The organism is Streptomyces blastmyceticus (assembly GCF_039521185.1).
Taxonomy (GTDB): domain Bacteria; phylum Actinomycetota; class Actinomycetes; order Streptomycetales; family Streptomycetaceae; genus Streptomyces; species Streptomyces blastmyceticus.
In genome coordinates, this window is the sequence record NZ_BAAABW010000026.1 from 937,687 (window position 1) to 953,867 (window position 16,181).

Here is a 16,181-nt window from a genome sequence, read left to right on the forward strand (position 1 = left end):
CCGCATCGCGCGGTCCGGGCCCGGCCCCACCGGGGACCCCGGGCGGGGGCCGGAGGTCACTCCTCGCCGGAGGCGGCCCGCGCCAGCTCGTGGCTGAGCTGGTCGAGCTCGCTGCCGCCCGCCATCTGGCGCGTCAGCTCGTCGAGCGCGATCTCCGACTTCGCGTGGCTGCCGGCCATCGCACCCCGCTTGAGCAGGACGAACCGGTCACCGACCAGATACGCGTGGTGCGGGTTGTGCGTGATCAGCACCACGCCGAGACCGGCGTCGCGCGCCGCGGCCACGTACTTCAGCACCACGCCCGACTGCTTGACGCCGAGCGCGGCGGTCGGCTCGTCCAGGACCAGGACCTTCGCCCCGAAGTAGACCGCCCGCGCGATGGCGACGCACTGCCGCTCGCCGCCGGAGAGGGTGCCGATGGGCTGGTCGACGTCGCGCAGGTCGATGCCCATGCGCAGCAGCTCCGCGCGGGTGGTCTCGCGCATCCTGGCGACGTCCAGCCGCTTGAAGGGGCCCGCGCCCTTCGTCGGCTCGGAGCCGAGGAAGAAGTTCCGCCAGACCGGCATCAGCGGGACCACGGCGAGGTCCTGGTAGACGGTGGCGATGCCACGGTCCAGGGCCTCGCGGGGCGAGCCCAGCCGGATCTCCTCGCCGTCGATCGAGAAGGTGCCCGCGTCGTGCCGGTGCAGCCCCGCGATGATCTTGATGAGGGTGGACTTGCCCGCGCCGTTGTCACCGAGGACACAGGTGATCTCGCCCGCGTGGACCTCCAGGGAGACCCCTTCGAGGGCGCGGATGTTCCCGTAGAACTTGCTGACGTCCGTCAGCTCCACCAGAGCGGTCACTTGCTCGCCTCCGCACGCTTACGGACCCATGCGTTCAGCAGTGTCGCCAGCAGCAGCATCGCGCCCAGGAAGAACTTGAACCAGTCCGGGTTCCACTGGGCGTAGACGATGCCCTTGCTGGTCATGCCGAAGATGAACGCGCCGACCGCGGACCCGATGGCCGAGCCGTAGCCGCCGGTCATCAGGCAGCCGCCGATGACGGCCGCGATGATGTAGAGGAACTCGTTGCCGACGCCCTCGCCGGACTGCACCACGTCGTACGACATCAGCAGGTGCTGGCCGGAGATCCAGGCGCAGAACGCGACGCCCATGTACAGACCGATCTTGGTCTTGTTGACGGGGACGCCGACCGCGCGGGCCGCGTCGGAGCCGCCGCCGACCGCGAAGATCCAGTTGCCGACGCGGGTGCGCAGCAGCACCCAGGTGGCCAGGGCCACCAGGCCGAACCACCACAGGATGGTGACCTGGAGGTCGACGTCACCGATCGACAGGTGCGAGGCGAAGACCGCGCGGGCGGAGTCGAAGCCCTCCATGTCGCCGATGGTCTTGGTGGAGACGGTGCCGCTGATGAGCTTGGTGAAGCCCAGATTGAGGCCCGTGAGCATCAGGAAGGTGCCGAGCGTGATGATGAAGCTGGGCAGCTTGGTGCGGGTCAGCATGAACCCGTTGAAGAAGCCGATGGCCAGGGTGACCAGCAGGGACACCCCGATGCCGACCCAGACGTCGGCCGTCATCTGGTAGCTGAACATCGAGGAGACCAGCGCGGAGCTGGTCACCATCACACCGGTCGACAGGTCGAACTCGCCGCCGATCATCAGCAGCGCCACCGGCACCGCCATGATCCCGATCGTCGAGGACGCGTAGAGCACGGTGGACAGGCTGGACGGCTGGAGGAAGCTGTCGGCGACGAAGGAGAAGAAGAGGAAGACCGCCGCCGCGCCCACGACCGAGCCCAGCTCGGGGCGGCCCATCAGGCGGCGCAGATAGCCCTGGCGCAGCAGGCGCTCGTCGGCCTGCGCGGTGGTGGCTGTACTCATCGGGTGCCCCGCTTCGTGTACTCGGCGAGGGTCTTGGCGTCATCCTTGGTGATGATCTGCGGGCCGGTGAGGACCGGTCGGCCACCGCCCAGCATGTCGCGGTTGTACTTGTAGAGCCAGAGCAGGTCGACCGCCTCGTAACCCTGGAGGTACGGGTCCTGGTCGACGGCGAAGCCGAGCGAACCGTCCTGCAGGGCGTCGGCGACCTTGGCGTTGAGGTCGAAGGTGTCGACCTCCGCCTTGCTGCCGGCCTGCTGCGCGGCCTTGACGGCGGTGGGCGCGAAGGGCGCACCGAGCGTGACGACGGCGTCGATGTCCTTGTCGGACTGGAGCTTCGCCTCGATGGAGGACTGCACGTTGGGCATGTTGGTGCCCTCGACGTAGAGGTTCTGCAGATCGCCCTTGAAGGACTTCTTCACACCCGCGCAGCGCTGCTCGTGGCCGACGTTGCCCTGCTCGTGCAGGACGCAGACCGCCTTCTTCTTCCCGCGCTTGTTGAGCTCCTCGCCGACGGCCTCGCCCGCGATCGTCTCGTCCTGGCCGATGTGGGTGAGCGCCCCGAACTCCATGGACTTGTCGGAGCCCGAGTTCACGGTGATCACCGGGATGCCGGCCTTCTTCGCCTTGGCGACGACGTCCTTCATCGCGTCGGGCTTGGCGAGGGTGACGATCAGGCCGTCGACCTTCTGGTCGATCATGGCCTGCACGTTCTGGGCCTGCTTGTTCCCCTCGACGTCGTGCGCGTAGAGGAACTTGATGTTGTCCTTGGCCGCCGCCTGCTTGGCACCGTTCTGGACGATGTCCCAGAAGGTGTCGCCATCGCCCGAGTGGGTGACCATCGCGAAGGTCCAGCGGGGCGTGTCGACATTGGCGCGCCCCTGGGAGGCCTTGGCCGCCCGCTCCTCCGCGCGCTTTCCGCCCGTACTGCTGCACCCCGCCAGGGTGGCGCCGAGCACCGCTGCCAGCACGGCGCTCACCGCACGTACGCCTGTCCGAACCCTTGCCACGAGGAGTTGCCCTTCTCACTGTCTTTCACGGTGCGGCCGGACCCCGGTCCTGCGGGCCCAACCGCCCAAGTATCCGTCACCATCCGTCACCGCCGTCCGCCGGGGTTTCGGCGGGCCCGCGCGGGGCTGCTGCATGTGGGTGGAGTTCTAGTGGCGGACGCCACACCGCGTCAAGACTTTGTCCGAACATTCTGACGGACTGACCTGTCCGGCACCCTAGGGGCGCACCAGCAGCTGGAAGTCGAAGGAGTAGCGCGACGCCCGGTATATGTGCGAGCCGAACTCCACCGAACGCCCGGTGTCGTCGTACGTCGTCCGCTCCATCGTCAGCAGCGGCGCGCCCTCCGGCTCGGCGAGCCGCGCCCCCTCCTCGGCGGTCGCCGCGCGGGCGCCGACCGTCTGCCGGGCGCTGTGCAGGGTGATGCCCGCCACGCGGATCAGCCGGTAGAGGCCGGTCTCCGCCAGCTTCCCGCCGTCGAGGTCGAGCAGACCGACGGGCAGGTGGTTGCGCAGGTGCGCCATGGGCTCGCCGTGCGCGAGGCGCAGCCGCTCGATCAGGACGACGTCGGCACCCTCGGCGACCCCGAGCGCGGCGGCCACCCGCGCCGTGGCAGGCTCGACCAGATGGCGCAGCACCTGCGTGGCCGGCTGCTGGCCGGCGGCCTCCAGATCGTCGTAGAGGCTGCTCAGCTCCAGCGGGCGCTTGACCTGGCTGTGCAGGACCTGGGTACCGACGCCCCTACGCCGTACGAGCAGGCCCTTGTCCACCAGCGACTGGATGGCCTGCCGGACGGTAGGCCGGGACAGCCCCAGCCGGCCGGCGAGGTCGATCTCGTTGCCGAGGAGGCTGCCGGGGGCGAGCGCGCCCTGCTCGATCGCGGCTTCGAGCTGCTGCGACAGCTGGTAGTAGAGCGGTACGGGACTGCTGCGGTCCAGGCTGAACTGGAGGGATCGATGGGTCGCCACGAAGGGAGCGTAACCGGGGGACCGGATGACGGGAAGTTCGGAGGTCAGGTTGTCCTGACATTGCCCCGGAGTCAATGGAACCCGGCTCTTCCCTTACCGGTACGGGTGACCCGGCCGTCAACTCCTCGCCGACGACTCGCGTCTTGTGCAATGCAGATACAACGTAGATGTCAGTGAATATGCACTGATTTCGCATGTGCTCCTGTCCTGCCCGGTCGAGGGGAAGGCGAGGTCATGGAAGAGCTGGCTCTGGGGGTGGCGCTGGGCTTCAGCGCCGGCATCAGCCCGGGCCCCCTGCTCGCCCTGGTGCTGTCGGGGACGCTGCGCGGCGGGCTCGGCGTGGGGCTGCGGGTGGCGGCGGTGCCGCTGATCACCGACCTGCCGGTGATCATCCTTTCGGTGACGGTGCTGTCCGTACTGCCGGGGCGGGCGGTCTCGGCGGGAGGCGTGATCGGCGGGCTGTTCCTGGCCTGGCTGGCCGCGTCGACGATCCGTGAGTCCCGTACCGCCGAGATCCCGGCGGTACGGGAGGCCGCCGTGGTCCGGGCCGAAGGCCGGCGGACGCTGCGGCAGGGGGTGCTGATCAATCTGCTGAGCCCGCACCCGTGGGTCTTCTGGCTGACGACCGGAGCGCCGCTGCTGGTGGCCGCCTGGCGGGACAGCCCGCCGGGCGCGGGCGGCTTCCTCCTCGGCTTCTACGCCCTGCTCGTCGGCAGCAAGGCGGCGCTCGCCCTGATCGTGGCCCGCGCCCGCCACCGGATCGGCACCCGCGGCTACCGGCTGCTGCTGGGCGGCTCCGGCGTACTGCTGCTGGCGGCGTCCGCCCTACTGCTGGTCGAGTTCGGCTCCGCCCTGGCGGCGTAGACCACCCTCACCCCGATGAAAGCCCGGTACCCGCCATGACCGAACGAACTTTCCCACCCGGCTCAACCGCTCCCCCGACCCACCCCGTTTTCGTGTGTACGCGACACCTTGCCTACGGGGGTACCGAACCATGAACGACCTCGCGTGCATCCGGCTGTTCGACGAACGGGAGGCGGCCGCCGACGAACGGCTCCGCTCCGTGGCCGACTGGATCTCCGGTCACGTGGCCCGACCGCACCCGGACCTGGGCCGCCGCGGCGCGGTCTGCCCGTTCGTCCCGCTCTCCCAGCGCCTGGGCCTGATCCGCTTCGCCCTGGCCACTCCGCCGGTCGCGGACGAGGCCGGACTGGAGGCCGCCGCGTCTGCTTTGAAAGCCCATTGGCTGGCCATGGAGCCACGCGGCGGCCCGCACGCCATCGACAAGACGATCGTGCTGGTGCTGCCGGGACTCCCGGAGGACCTCGTGGTGCGGGTCCACGACCGCCTCAAACCGGAGTTCGTCGGGGACGGCATGATGCTCGGCGAATTCTTCCCGGACCACCCGGGCCCGGGCCTGCACAACCCCGCCTTCCGCCCACTGCACAGCGACACTCCCCTGCTGGTGGCGCGCAGCATGGTCGCCAACGACTTGCCGTTCCTGACGGAGAAGCACTATCCGCCGGAGCGGCGGGCGGGGTTTGTGGCGGCGTTTCTTGAACATCAGTCATCTGCGAGCGCGGCGACGCGACGGCGGGCGCGGGAGGAACTGGAGCTGGCGCGGGGGGAGATGGGGCGGTGCCCGTTCCTCCAATAGCGAGCTCATGCGTGGTCGGCACCGGTCAGGCCAGCACCACCGCCTGACCGGTACGTCGAGAACCCGCCAATTGTCCTGATCAAACCTATGGATCAAGGTGCGCGTGGCTTATACAGTCAATCGACCTGATTGAACCTGAGATATGAAGGGCGATTGCTGTCTTGAAGCTGTCCCGAATGGCCTCGCTGATCACCACCACCGCCATTGCCCCGGCCGTCCTGCTCGCCTCCCCGGCCTTCGCGAACGCCGCCGCCCCGGCCCCGTCCACGCCGCCGGCCCAGAGCGCCCCCGGCCAGGCCCCGGCGAAGAAGCCCGTCGACAAGGATCAGCAGGCCGAAAACGACCGTGCCGAGATCCTGCGCATCATCGGTGCCGCGAAGCCGGGCTCCGTCGTGGCCGACGACGGCAACGCGGCCATCGCCAACGGCCCGGCGGCGATGCGCGCCTTCCTGGAGACCGGCCAGTACATCGCCCAGGACACCGACAACAGCATCCTTATCTCGCGGATCTTCAACGAGGGCGGCTACGGGGTGAGGGAGGCTGCCAAGGCCGCACTCAAGGGCACACCCGAAGACCGCGTCGCGTTCATCAAGACCGGGCAGTACACAGCCCGGGACGACGACAACAAGGTCCTCATCTCGCGGATCTTCAACGAAGGCGGCTACGGAGTCAGGGAGGCGGCCAAGGTCGCACTCGACGGCACACCCGAAGACCGCGTCGCCTTCATCAAGACCGGGCAGTACACAGCCCGGGACGACGACAACAACGTCCTCATCTCCCGGATCTTCAACGAAGGCGGCCCCGAGGTCAGGAAGGCGGCCAAGGCCGCACTCAAGGGCACACCCGAAGACCGCGTCGCCTTCATCAAGACCGGGCAGTACACAGCCCGCGCCAAGGACAAGGGGCCCCGGAGCTGACGCTCCAGCCGCTCAACTCTTGCTCCCCTATTCACCGGAGCCTGCAAAGAGGGAACACAGAAGCCCTGCCCGAGGATAACTCCGGCAGGGCTTCTGCAATCGCCTGCTGGGCGCCAGGAGTCAAGGTGCGCAGTGCGACCATGACGGTGAGCGGTGGTGCGTCTCCCAGTGTCGGTGGAACGCGCGCCCCGCGCGGGCTCCGGCGTCATGGTCAGCGGTGGCCCATGCCCAGCGTTGAGCGTTCCTCAAACCGACGCAGGTGGGACACCGGTCAGCTACGCCGCCGACCACGACGCCGGGGCCGGATGTGTGCGGCAAGGAGACGACGCCCATCAGTGCACGCCCCGGGGGCCGATGCCGAGCTTCGCGCGCTCCTCGGTCGTGGCGATGCGCAGGCGCGTCGAGTGCGCCGTCCACAAGGACCCGTCCTGCACCGACTTGACGGTGTAGATCCGCCCCGCCACCCCCTGCGTCACGCCCACAGCACCGGTCTCCTTGTCGACCACCAGCGCTCCGGAGCGGTAGCCCATCCCCCATGGCGTCATGTTCGTCATCCGTTCGAACCTCCGTGTGCCGCTCATGTGGAGCGGGCAACTCCCTGTTGTGATCCGAGAGTTGCGTCACATCACTTACGGTGGCTAGACCAGAACTCATGACACCGGCACCGTCATGGAAAGGGTCAAACATATGGCCGAAGAGACCGGCCCGGCACCGGACCCGACGCGCTCGCTCCTCGCCTTCTTCGGCTCCGAGACCTCCCGACTCCGGGGAGAAGCGGGCATGTCCCAGGAGGCACTGGCCGAGAAGGCGCACACCACCCAGTCGATGATCAGCAAGGTCGAGGCGGCGAAGCGGGTTCCGTCCAAGGATCTCGCTCGGGACCTGGATGCGGCGCTGAAGACCGGCGGGCACTTCGGGCGACTGCATCCGCTCATGCTCACGTTCGCGTATCCGTCGTGGTTCTTGCCGTACGTCGAGCTGGAGCAGGATGCCACGTCGATCCGCGCATTTCAGGGGCAGGTTGTCCCCGGACTTCTCCAAACAGAGGAGTACGCACGGGCGATGCTCGAAGCGGTCCGAGCAGTCAATCTTGACGACACCGTCGCCGTGCGCATGAGCAGGCAGGCGATCTTCGAACGCGAAGTACCGCCCACGTGCTGGTTCGTGATCGACGAACCCGTGCTCCTCCGGCCCATCGGAGGGACGGAGGTGATGCGCGCCCAGCTTGAGAAACTTCTGGAGGTCGGCGCGGACCCCCGCAACGTCATCCAGGTCATCCCGCGGCAAGCCGGCGCACACCCGGGCCTGGCCGGACCGTTCACTCTCATGGGCTTCGACGAAGGTGCGGATGTCCTGTACATCGACGGCTTCTCCCAGGGCCGGATGGCGTTGGAACCACGCGAGATCGCCGAGGCAGTCCACACCTATGATCTTCTGCGCGCGGTGGCTCTGCCGCCAAAAGAATCCGCCGACTTGATCCGCGAGCACTTGAAGGAGCCAAGCTCATGACCGCAAGTGAACTGCCCGTCATATGGCGCAAGAGCAGCTACAGCACCAATGGTGGGCCGGACTGCATAGAGATAGGCGAGGGCCTGGCCGATGTCGTCCCTGTACGTGACAGCAAGGACGCCACCGGCCCGGCCCTTGTCTTCGAACCCGCCGCGTGGGCTACTTTCATCTCTCACGTCAAGGCCGTTGCATAGGCCCCGTTCGAGGCGGCTCCCTCAGGGGAGCCGCCTCACAGGTCAGGGTTGACCGGGTTCACCGGATCCGGCCACCAGCTCTTAAGTCAGCCGCCTAAGAGTCCTTTTTGAAGGCAAACCTCTGCGCAGTGTCCACGGAGACGGGGATGGCCAGACCATCCCGGGCCCCCTTCCCCTTGACCTGCAGGTAGATGCCTATTTTGGATCCGAATACCTCACCGAGCGACACATCGATCTCCTGGTCGTCGAAGTCGGACTTCGCCTTCAGCTCCCACGTCCCCTTGCCCGTAAACGGCTTGATGGGCTCCCCGGAGTCGGAGAAGTCGGTGGGAACCTTCACTGCGCTGAGCGACCCGTCCTTGCGCAGGGTCAGCTCCGCGCCCTGACTCCCGCGCCAGGAGCCGACGAGTTCACTCGGTTCCGCCGAGCCGTAGGGCTCGGCGGTGGAGAGGAAGACTGCGGCGCCCACTGCCAGCGCAGCGCCACAGAGTATGGCAACCGAGATAACTATTTTCTTCATCGAGTTTCCATCGTCTCGATCCAGCTCGCTTCCTGCATCTTTGTCCGGAGCGACCATCGATCAGATTCGCCGCCAGGACCAGCGACGCTCCGGCGCTCACTACTCGAAGATTACCGAGAAGCGATCTTTCCATCCGAACGACTGATCTTGAAGCTCAACCCGAACGAGCAGGTCTCGAATCTTCTCGCACTCTGCCACACCCGTAGCCTCTCGACCGAGCGCCGATCTGAATGCCAGGAATTTGGTTGCACAGTACCTTCCCTGGTTCCCATCCCGCAGAGGCAGCCTGTTGCATATAGCCTGCCCGTTGCCAGAGCGGTAAGCCGAAACGGTCCGGCAGACAAGCCGACGGACCGTCACGAAATTTTCCTGGCTAAGCGCCAGGTCGGGCTTGAGCGCGCCCAGGAACTACTCTCCTACAGGGTTCCAACCATGTGGCCGAACCAAGATGGATCATCAGTTCCACCCTCATCCTCATGCCACTGCGGTTTTCCTGACACCACAAAGCTCGACAGGTTCTCCCCCAAGACGAATAGGTATCCGGGCGTAACTTTGACACCGTACTCGCTTGCCACGAGCGTACATTCATCACTGGTTCCCTCGCGGATAACCAGCCCTTCATAGTAAGGGCGCAGGACCATCAGGCTAAGCGCTCCGAAATGTACGTCAATTCGAGTCGATGGAGGATTGTCTCGCGTGCTCCTCAGGAGCAGTCGACGATGCCCCACCGTATATTGCCAGACCTTGAAGTACCGGTCAGATCGGTAAAGTTCACTCATTTCCTCGTTCGCCCCCTTCCTCGTTCCTACCAGCTGGGCTCGTCAAGCTGCTTTTCAAGTTTTCCGTTTTCGTCGTACCACGTAATCTTCTTCCACTCGAGATTTCCCCGCTGGACCTGTAGACCAACCTGACGCATCTCCCATTCGGTCGATCTCCACCCCTCTCCGCCACCAGCCTTGTACGCATTCATGAACCGCTCTGCAGGGGTATCACCCGTGAATCCATGAAGGTTTATCGCTACCTCGCGATTTTCACGAAGGGTATTAATCACTCTCTGCTGCCAGTCCGCGAACGGTTTACCGCCAACTTGGCCGATCACCTGCGCATACTTCGGGTCGTTGAACGTATACGCGCCTTTCAGCTCACCTGCAAGCCTCTCTGAATGCTCGCTAATCCCGAGGACCATAGGGCCGCAAGTGGAGTTGTGCACCAGGATCGGCGTCGCACCTGCGAGGACATAGTACGTGTGGAGGTCTTCGACGGTGAAGTTATAGGTACGTGCGTGCTGGTCGAAGGTGCGGTTGGCTTGGACGCGGACGGTGGTTCTGTCGCTGCTCAGGAGGCTGGTGCCAGGCTTGAGTTCATTTGCCTTGAGCCAACGGTTTTCCGAGGGGCTCCAGAACGGGTGCTCGTAGGTGGCGGTCAGTTTCTGGGAACCGTTGCGAGTGGCGATCGTCAGTTCGTTGAAGCGCTTGTCGTCTTCAGTGACGATCAGGCGGGTGACCTTGCGCGGAGCTGTTTCGCCGGTCTCCGGGTTGCTCGCGAGGACCTTGTCTCCCTTTTGGATGTCCTCGATGTTGCGTGTGGAGGCGTCCCCCAACAGGACCTTGGTGCCAGCCAGGAAGCACTGAGTGCATCCCCGCCTCAGGATACGCAGGCCCTCGAACGACTTGTGCAAGAGCTTCATTTTCGAGCCGATAGAGACGTCTATCGCAAGTTCGGCGCACGCCCTGGAGTCATTCTGCTTGATGCATTCCTGGAGCTGGGTGATTCCAAGGATTTCCTTTTCCATCTCCAGCATCCGTCGGAGGCCAGGCTCGAGCTCCGCCCCCTTCAGAATGGCGTAGCATGCAATCTTGTTCTGCTGGCACCAGCGAACAGGGTTGTCAAATGCTTCGCAGCCCAACATTGGGCACTTGTACCGCTCGTACGCTTTCTGCTTTGGATCGTTCCGGGCCTTCTCCCTGGCTTCCGCGTAGGCCTTCCGTTCCGCTTCCACCTCGGCCTTCGCTTTTTCAGCGGCTATGTCGAAGGCTTCCTTGGCCGCCTTGTCAGTGGCTGCGGCGTCCTTCCCCGCTGCGGCGGCAGAGGTGCGGGCCTGGTCGGCTGCGGCCCAAGCGGTTGATGCGGAGACGTGTGCCAGTTCCGCTGAAACCGATGCGTCGGAAGCCGAGTTCGCCGCATCAGCTGATGCCCGGTTGGCGTCGGCCTCTGCCTGGCGAGCGGTCTTGGCCGATTCGGCGGCGCGGGCCGCGGAGGCTTCGGCCTCCTTGGCCGACTGGGCGGCCTGGGCGGCAGAGTCCTTGGCGTCGGCGGCTGATGCTTGGGCCTGCTTGGCGTATTCCTTGGCCTCGGCGGCCTTCTTCTGTGCAAGGGCAGCGACTTGACCTGCTTCAGCCGCGTTCTGCTGGGCGGTTGCGGCATAACCTGCCGCCTCCGCGATCAGCTGCTGGACCCGCGCCTGGTGAGTAGCGGCCAGGAGGTCCTGGCGCTGGGCCTTGTACTGGCCGGCCTGGATGAATGTGTGCAGGAACTGCGGCGGACCCTCCAGAGCGATGCGGGCCGCGCTCTTGACTTCTGGGCCCCCGCTGTCGATGAGCTGCGCCGCGCGGACGCGCTCATCCTGGATACGGGCGGCATACTGCCCGGTGGTGATGAACTCGCGGTACTTGTCCAGAGACCCGGAGGTCAGCGCCGCTCGGCCTGCTTCCTGAACTCCCGTACCACCGGCGGAGATGGTTTGCGCGATGTAGACACGGAAGTCCGCAGCACCGGCTTGATACTGGCCGACGGTCAAAAACGTGGTGATCTGCGCGGCATCGCCTTTGAGGGCCTCCTCCGCCGCCTTACGGACCGAATCCAGTTCGCTTTCCCCAGCAAGCCGTTCGACGCGAACGCGGTCGTCCTGCTGAACGGCTTCCTTCCAGCCTGTGCGTACGTAGTCGATGACCATCGCGTCCGTGCCACCGAGGGCGGCTTCGGCAGCAGCCTGGCTCCACGGACCGCTGATCTTCATCGTCAGCAACGCGAGCTTGCGGCCCTTGGCCACAATGTCCTTGGCATCGGTTCCGGGCTGAGCCGCCTCGGCGGCCAGGCGCTGGGCCTCGGCGTCGAGATCCTTGGTCTGCTGAGCCGCCCGGGTCTGATCCGCCTGACGCTTGTCGTCTATCGCCTTGAGATCTCTGGCCCGTTCGATGCCCTCATTGGTACGGGTGAGAAGTTCGGCGGCCTCGACCTGACGGGCCAGATCGTAGGTGGCCTTCGCCTTGACGACTGCCCCACTGGCGAAGTCGGCGGCCGCCTTGGCGGCCTTGGCGTGGGCGGAGGACTTGTCGGCTGCACCAGCAGCCTCGCCCGCATGCGCTGCGGCTTCGTCAGCTGCCCTGGCAGCCGCTTCCGCATGCTCTGCGGAGGATCTGGCCGCGTCGCGCGCCTCACCGGCGGCAGTGGCGGCCTTGCGGGCGAGGCTTTCGGCAGCGTTGGCGGCGCGAGTCGCTTCCTTGGCATGGCGACGAGCAGCTGCGGCCGCCTCCCGGGCTTCGGCGGAATGCACATCGGCCTGATCGGCGTATCCGCTCGCTTCGTCAGCGGCATCGGCAGCGTCGGCGGCATTGCCGCCGGCCTCGGCGGCTGCCTTCGCCGCATCCCCGGCGGCTGTCGCGGCAATCGTGGCCTGAGCAGCGGCATCCGCTGCCCACTGGGCGCCCTTCGCGGCGCCTCGGGCATCCTCGGCCGCCTTGCGTGCAGCAGAAGCGTTGCCCGCATCCGTGGCAGCATCAGCCGCCGCACTACGAGCCCGAGACGCGGCCTGGGCAGCCCCGGCCGCGGCCGCAGCCGCCTGAGCAGCGGCATTCGCTGCAATGCGCGCGGAGTTGTTGGCCGCACGGGCGGCATCAATGGCTTCCTGCGCGGCCTCGGCGGCCTGGCTCGCCGCAGATGCCGCACGCCCTGCCGCACTGGCGGCATCCTGCGCGTCGTCCTTGGCCGCCTTCGCCTCGGCGGCAGCCTTCTTCGCCGCCTCCTTCGCAAGCTTCGAAGCCGTGACAGCGCGAGCCGAAGCCTCCTTGGCAGCTTCAGTCTCCGCAGCCGCCTGACTGCCCGCTTCACGTGCCAACTCAGCCAATTGGGCAACGCTGGTCTGCTCCTGGTCACGGGAGCGCGCCACATACTGACCGACTTGCAGGAACTCGCGAACGTCATCCGGAGTCCCGGTGAGCGCAATCCTGCCGGCTGTCCGGACCTCGGGCCCGCCAATACTCAGGATCTGTGCGAGCTGAACTCGGTCATCCTGATCACGCTGGGCGTACTGCCCCTGCTCCAGGAACGTCCTGACGTCACCGGCCGTACCGTTGAGTGCGGCACGGCCGGCCTTCTGAACGCTATTTCCGCCCGTACTGATGATTTGGGCCACGCGGACCCGCTGATCCTGCTCGAACGGAGCCTTCCAGCCGTCGTCCAGGAACCTCTTCAGCTCAGCAGGGGTTCCGGTCAGGGCCTTGAGAGCGGCTTCCTGCACGGCCCGGCCGCCCACACTGGCCTTCTGGGCCGCAGCCACCCGGCCGTCCTGGACCGTCCTGTCATCCACCTGAGTCAAGAAGCGCGCTACGTCATCATCGCTGCCTGTCAGAGCAACTTCCGCGGCAGCCTTGACCCCAGGCCCCCCAGCCTTCCACAGCTCAACGACCTGACCTCGGATGGTGGGCACTGCCGGCGGGACACTCCGAGGGAGGTCCGTGGCACTGTCGGCCATGGCAGGTGCGGGACCAAGCAGGCCCACCACGAGAGCTATGGGTAACAGGCTCAGGCAAAGCAGGCGTATAGCGCGCGATGCTCTCCCTGCCGGTGCTGTTAGGCGTCCTCTTCGTCTCAAGAAAATGCTCATCTCGCGGACTGACAACTTCCGTTGCCAGATGCCGAACGTCGGCACCGCGGGCCAAGTATGCCGACTTTACAAATCCTTCACGCATCGAATCCAGTCAATTAAGCGGACTGGCCGAAAGTGACCCGCTGCCGAGGAAGCGACCGGCCTTGCCCCCGGAGGACGGTCACCCGCTCCCGCAACTTGCATACAGCACAGAATGTGATGCGCGCCACACAGCCTCCGATTACCGCCCGCCAGGTGACGCTCGGAGGGCCTAGGGTGCCAGCGGACCCGAGGGAAGGGTTGAGTCAAGAAGCTGCTGTCGCAAGCCAAGTCACGGCGTGCTCACGCAAGGTGATACGTTGTCACCCCAGCTTCACCTTTATCTGGCCATTACGCATGCTTTGCAGCGTCAAGTCGAAAAGGAATCTCTGGTGATACCTCGCGTGCGCAGAACCTCGGTTGCTGGTGCTATCGCAGTCGCATCTCTCATCTCGGGTGCTCTCACACCCGGCGTCTCGATGGCCGCTCCCGGCCCTACGGACGATCCCATTCCGCCTTCAGCAGTGGAGACCTTCGAGTACCCAAACGCGGCGAAGATCCTCAAGGAGAAGGGGATCGCCCTACGCAAGGGAGACGGCCACATCCTTCTGGCTGATTGCAGCGTCTCAACGGACATCCAGGTCTTCACCCATCACAACGCAGAAGGCCGATACTGCTTCAAGGTCACGGGAACCGGCAAGTCCGGTTACCTCTCGCTGGAGATCCCCGAGACCTTCATCGTCGTAACCGGGGAATATGCGGTACGGGCCAGCGTCACCGCTGACGGAACCACCTCGACCGTCGACGTACCCAAGAACAACTCGCGGAGCGTCGGCGAAGGCACTGTCCCGCCCGGGCCTCCGGCTGTCCTGGTGGAGCTCCGCGTCACCGGCTGAACAGTCCCTGCGCGTAAGACTCCATAGATTTGGGCCCATCCTGGTCCCCACCAGGGTGCAGATTTCGAGGGAAAGACATGTCTGTCACACGCCCGCACTTAGCATGGGCGACCGGGCTCGCCGCGACAACCATCGCCGCCGGCCTGTTGACCGGTTCCCCTGCTAACGCTGTTGTGGGTGATGCTGCGAAGGACGGATCGTTCCAGTTCGCGGCGAAGCTCGACATCGGTGGCCAGCGCAGTTGCAGTGCGGCTCTGGTCGCCCAGCAGTGGCTGGTCACCGCCGCCAGCTGTTTTGCCGATGACCCGGCGCTGGGCTCGAAGGTCGCCCCAGGTACACCGAAACTGAAGACCATCGCCACCGTCGGCCGCGCGGACCTGACTCGTGAGTCAGGCAGTGTGGTGGACGTTGTGGAACTTGTTCCGCGCCAGGACCGTGACCTGGTCATGGCCAAGCTCGCCAGCCCTGTCATCGGCATCACCCCTGCCGGCGTGGGCTCCAACGCTCCGCTACAGGGCGAGGAACTGTGGTCTGCCGGCTTCGGACGTACCAAAGACGAGTGGGTCCCTGACCGCCTGCACTACGCGAAGTTCACCGTGGGGGCCGTGAAGGACACCACGGTCAGCCTCTCCGGAAAGTCCGAGGGAGCGGCAGCGTGCCAGGGCGACACCGGCGGCCCCGCGTTCCGTGACATCGGTGGTCGCTATGAACTGGTCGGCATCAACAGCAGGTCTTGGCAGGGTGGTTGCTTCGGCTCCGACGAGAAGGAAACCCGCACCGGCGCCATCGACACCCGCGTCGACGACATCGCCTCCTGGATCCAGACCACCTCCTCCCGCGACCTCCTCCGCGGGAAAACCTGGACTGACGCGCAGCACATGGTCCCGGGCTACTTCACCGGTGGCTCGCCCGGCGGCAGCCGGCACATGGATCTGTTCGTCGCCTGGAAGGACGGGTCGGCCAGCATTTTCCAGGGCGCCGACCACAACAACCCGAAGTATCCCTTCACCGCCGAGTACAAGGTCGCGGGAAGCGGCTGGCAGTACGCCACTTCGGTCGCGGGCGGCAACTTCACGGGCAGCGGTACCGACGGCCTGGTCGTGCGCTGGCGCACGGGTGAGGTGACGCGGTTCTCCCATGTCGACCAGAACGGGTTCAGCAAGGAAGAACAGCTCAGGCCCGCCAACGACACCTGGGTGAAGTACGCCAAGCTGATGACGGTCGGCAGGTACACCGGCAACGCCCAGCGCGACGACCTGCTCGTCGTCTGGGTCAACGGCTCCATTTCGCTCTTCTCCGACGTCGGCGCCAACGGGCTGAAGCAGGAGAAGCAGCTACAGACGGCGATGCAGGCCGGGACCTACATCGAGCAGATCAGTGCCGGGGAATTCACCGGCAAGGGGACCGCCGATCTCCTGGTCCGCTGGGCCAACGGTTCAGCCAGCATCTTCCCGGGTGTCAACTCCGACCCGGCCAAGCCGTTCCGCGACGAGATCCAGATCCGCGACGACAAGTCCGCGTGGAAGAACACCCTGTCGGTCACTGCAGGGGCCTTCGCCACCAACGCCCGTCCCAGCGACATCCTCGTCCGCTGGTCCGACGGCAATCTCGGTCTGTACCCGGCCGTGAGCGCGAGCGGCACGCCTCCAGAGGTTGAACTCCTCAAGTAACGGCTCGGCCCGCTGGGCCGATCGTCACCGGCCAGACGTCCCGGGTGCCTCTTCACAGGA

At 66.0% G+C, this 16,181-nt stretch carries 14 protein-coding genes; 7 read left to right on the forward strand and 7 right to left on the reverse strand.

Features of this window, described 5'->3' with window-relative positions; genetic code table 11:
- Positions 1-56: 56 nt before the first annotated feature.
- From ABD269_RS26515 to ABD269_RS26530, 4 genes are all read right to left on the reverse strand, one after another.
- A complete protein-coding gene (locus ABD269_RS26515) occupies positions 57-845 on the reverse strand; it encodes an ATP-binding cassette domain-containing protein (protein WP_344121733.1) in 789 nt (262 codons plus the stop codon).
- Positions 842-1,882, reverse strand: coding sequence for an ABC transporter permease (locus ABD269_RS26520; RefSeq protein WP_301891500.1), 1,041 nt, complete (start codon positions 1,880-1,882; stop codon positions 842-844). Before ABD269_RS26520 ends, ABD269_RS26515 begins: the two co-directional genes overlap by 4 nt.
- On the reverse strand, positions 1,879-2,889 hold the full coding sequence (locus tag ABD269_RS26525) for a sugar ABC transporter substrate-binding protein (RefSeq protein ID WP_301891501.1): 1,011 nt from the start codon (positions 2,887-2,889) through the stop codon (positions 1,879-1,881). The genes ABD269_RS26520 and ABD269_RS26525 overlap by 4 nt, the downstream gene beginning before the upstream one ends.
- Before the next feature lie 216 nt (positions 2,890-3,105).
- Positions 3,106-3,825: a GntR family transcriptional regulator gene (locus ABD269_RS26530; protein ID WP_344122089.1), complete on the reverse strand. Its 720-nt coding sequence runs from the start codon at positions 3,823-3,825 to the stop codon at positions 3,106-3,108.
- 264 nt (positions 3,826-4,089) lie between these two features.
- On the opposite strand from ABD269_RS26530, the gene ABD269_RS26535 reads away from it, so the two are divergent.
- The 3 genes from ABD269_RS26535 (at position 4,090) to ABD269_RS26545 (ending at position 6,429) form a co-directional block, all read left to right on the forward strand.
- Positions 4,090-4,719: a LysE family translocator gene (locus ABD269_RS26535; RefSeq protein ID WP_344121736.1), complete on the forward strand. Its 630-nt coding sequence runs from the start codon at positions 4,090-4,092 to the stop codon at positions 4,717-4,719.
- Between the two features lie 130 nt (positions 4,720-4,849).
- The gene (locus tag ABD269_RS26540) at positions 4,850-5,512 is read left to right on the forward strand and encodes a DUF6875 domain-containing protein (protein WP_344121739.1); all 663 of its coding nucleotides are present in this window, start codon (positions 4,850-4,852) and stop codon (positions 5,510-5,512) included.
- Positions 5,513-5,688: 176 nt separating this feature from the next.
- Positions 5,689-6,429: an ALF repeat-containing protein gene (locus tag ABD269_RS26545; protein WP_344121743.1), complete on the forward strand. Its 741-nt coding sequence runs from the start codon at positions 5,689-5,691 to the stop codon at positions 6,427-6,429.
- Positions 6,430-6,761: 332 nt separating this feature from the next.
- Here ABD269_RS26545 and ABD269_RS26550 read toward each other — a convergent pair whose 3' ends face one another.
- Complete coding sequence (locus ABD269_RS26550) at positions 6,762-6,983, reverse strand: hypothetical protein (protein ID WP_301891506.1); 222 nt, start codon at positions 6,981-6,983, stop codon at positions 6,762-6,764.
- Positions 6,984-7,116: 133 nt separating this feature from the next.
- Here ABD269_RS26550 and ABD269_RS26555 point away from each other — a divergent pair, with 133 nt between their 5' ends.
- Complete coding sequence (locus ABD269_RS26555; protein WP_344121745.1) at positions 7,117-7,938, forward strand: helix-turn-helix domain-containing protein; 822 nt, start codon at positions 7,117-7,119, stop codon at positions 7,936-7,938.
- Positions 7,935-8,132, forward strand: coding sequence for a DUF397 domain-containing protein (locus ABD269_RS26560; protein ID WP_344121747.1), 198 nt, complete (start codon positions 7,935-7,937; stop codon positions 8,130-8,132). Before ABD269_RS26555 ends, ABD269_RS26560 begins: the two co-directional genes overlap by 4 nt.
- A 94-nt stretch (positions 8,133-8,226) precedes the next feature.
- On the opposite strand, the gene ABD269_RS26565 is transcribed toward ABD269_RS26560, so the two are convergent.
- On the reverse strand, positions 8,227-8,652 hold the full coding sequence (locus ABD269_RS26565; RefSeq protein WP_344121749.1) for a hypothetical protein: 426 nt from the start codon (positions 8,650-8,652) through the stop codon (positions 8,227-8,229).
- Positions 8,653-9,457: 805 nt separating this feature from the next.
- Positions 9,458-13,402, reverse strand: coding sequence for a polymorphic toxin-type HINT domain-containing protein (locus ABD269_RS26570; RefSeq protein WP_344121751.1), 3,945 nt, complete (start codon positions 13,400-13,402; stop codon positions 9,458-9,460).
- Between the two features lie 677 nt (positions 13,403-14,079).
- Here ABD269_RS26570 and ABD269_RS26575 point away from each other — a divergent pair.
- Both ABD269_RS26575 and ABD269_RS26580 read left to right on the forward strand, forming a co-directional pair.
- Positions 14,080-14,451, forward strand: a complete 372-nt coding sequence (locus ABD269_RS26575) for a hypothetical protein (protein ID WP_344121753.1) — start codon at positions 14,080-14,082, stop codon at positions 14,449-14,451.
- Positions 14,452-14,528: 77 nt separating this feature from the next.
- Positions 14,529-16,121, forward strand: a complete 1,593-nt coding sequence (locus tag ABD269_RS26580; RefSeq protein ID WP_344121755.1) for a S1 family peptidase — start codon at positions 14,529-14,531, stop codon at positions 16,119-16,121.
- The last annotated feature ends 60 nt before the right edge of the window (positions 16,122-16,181 follow it).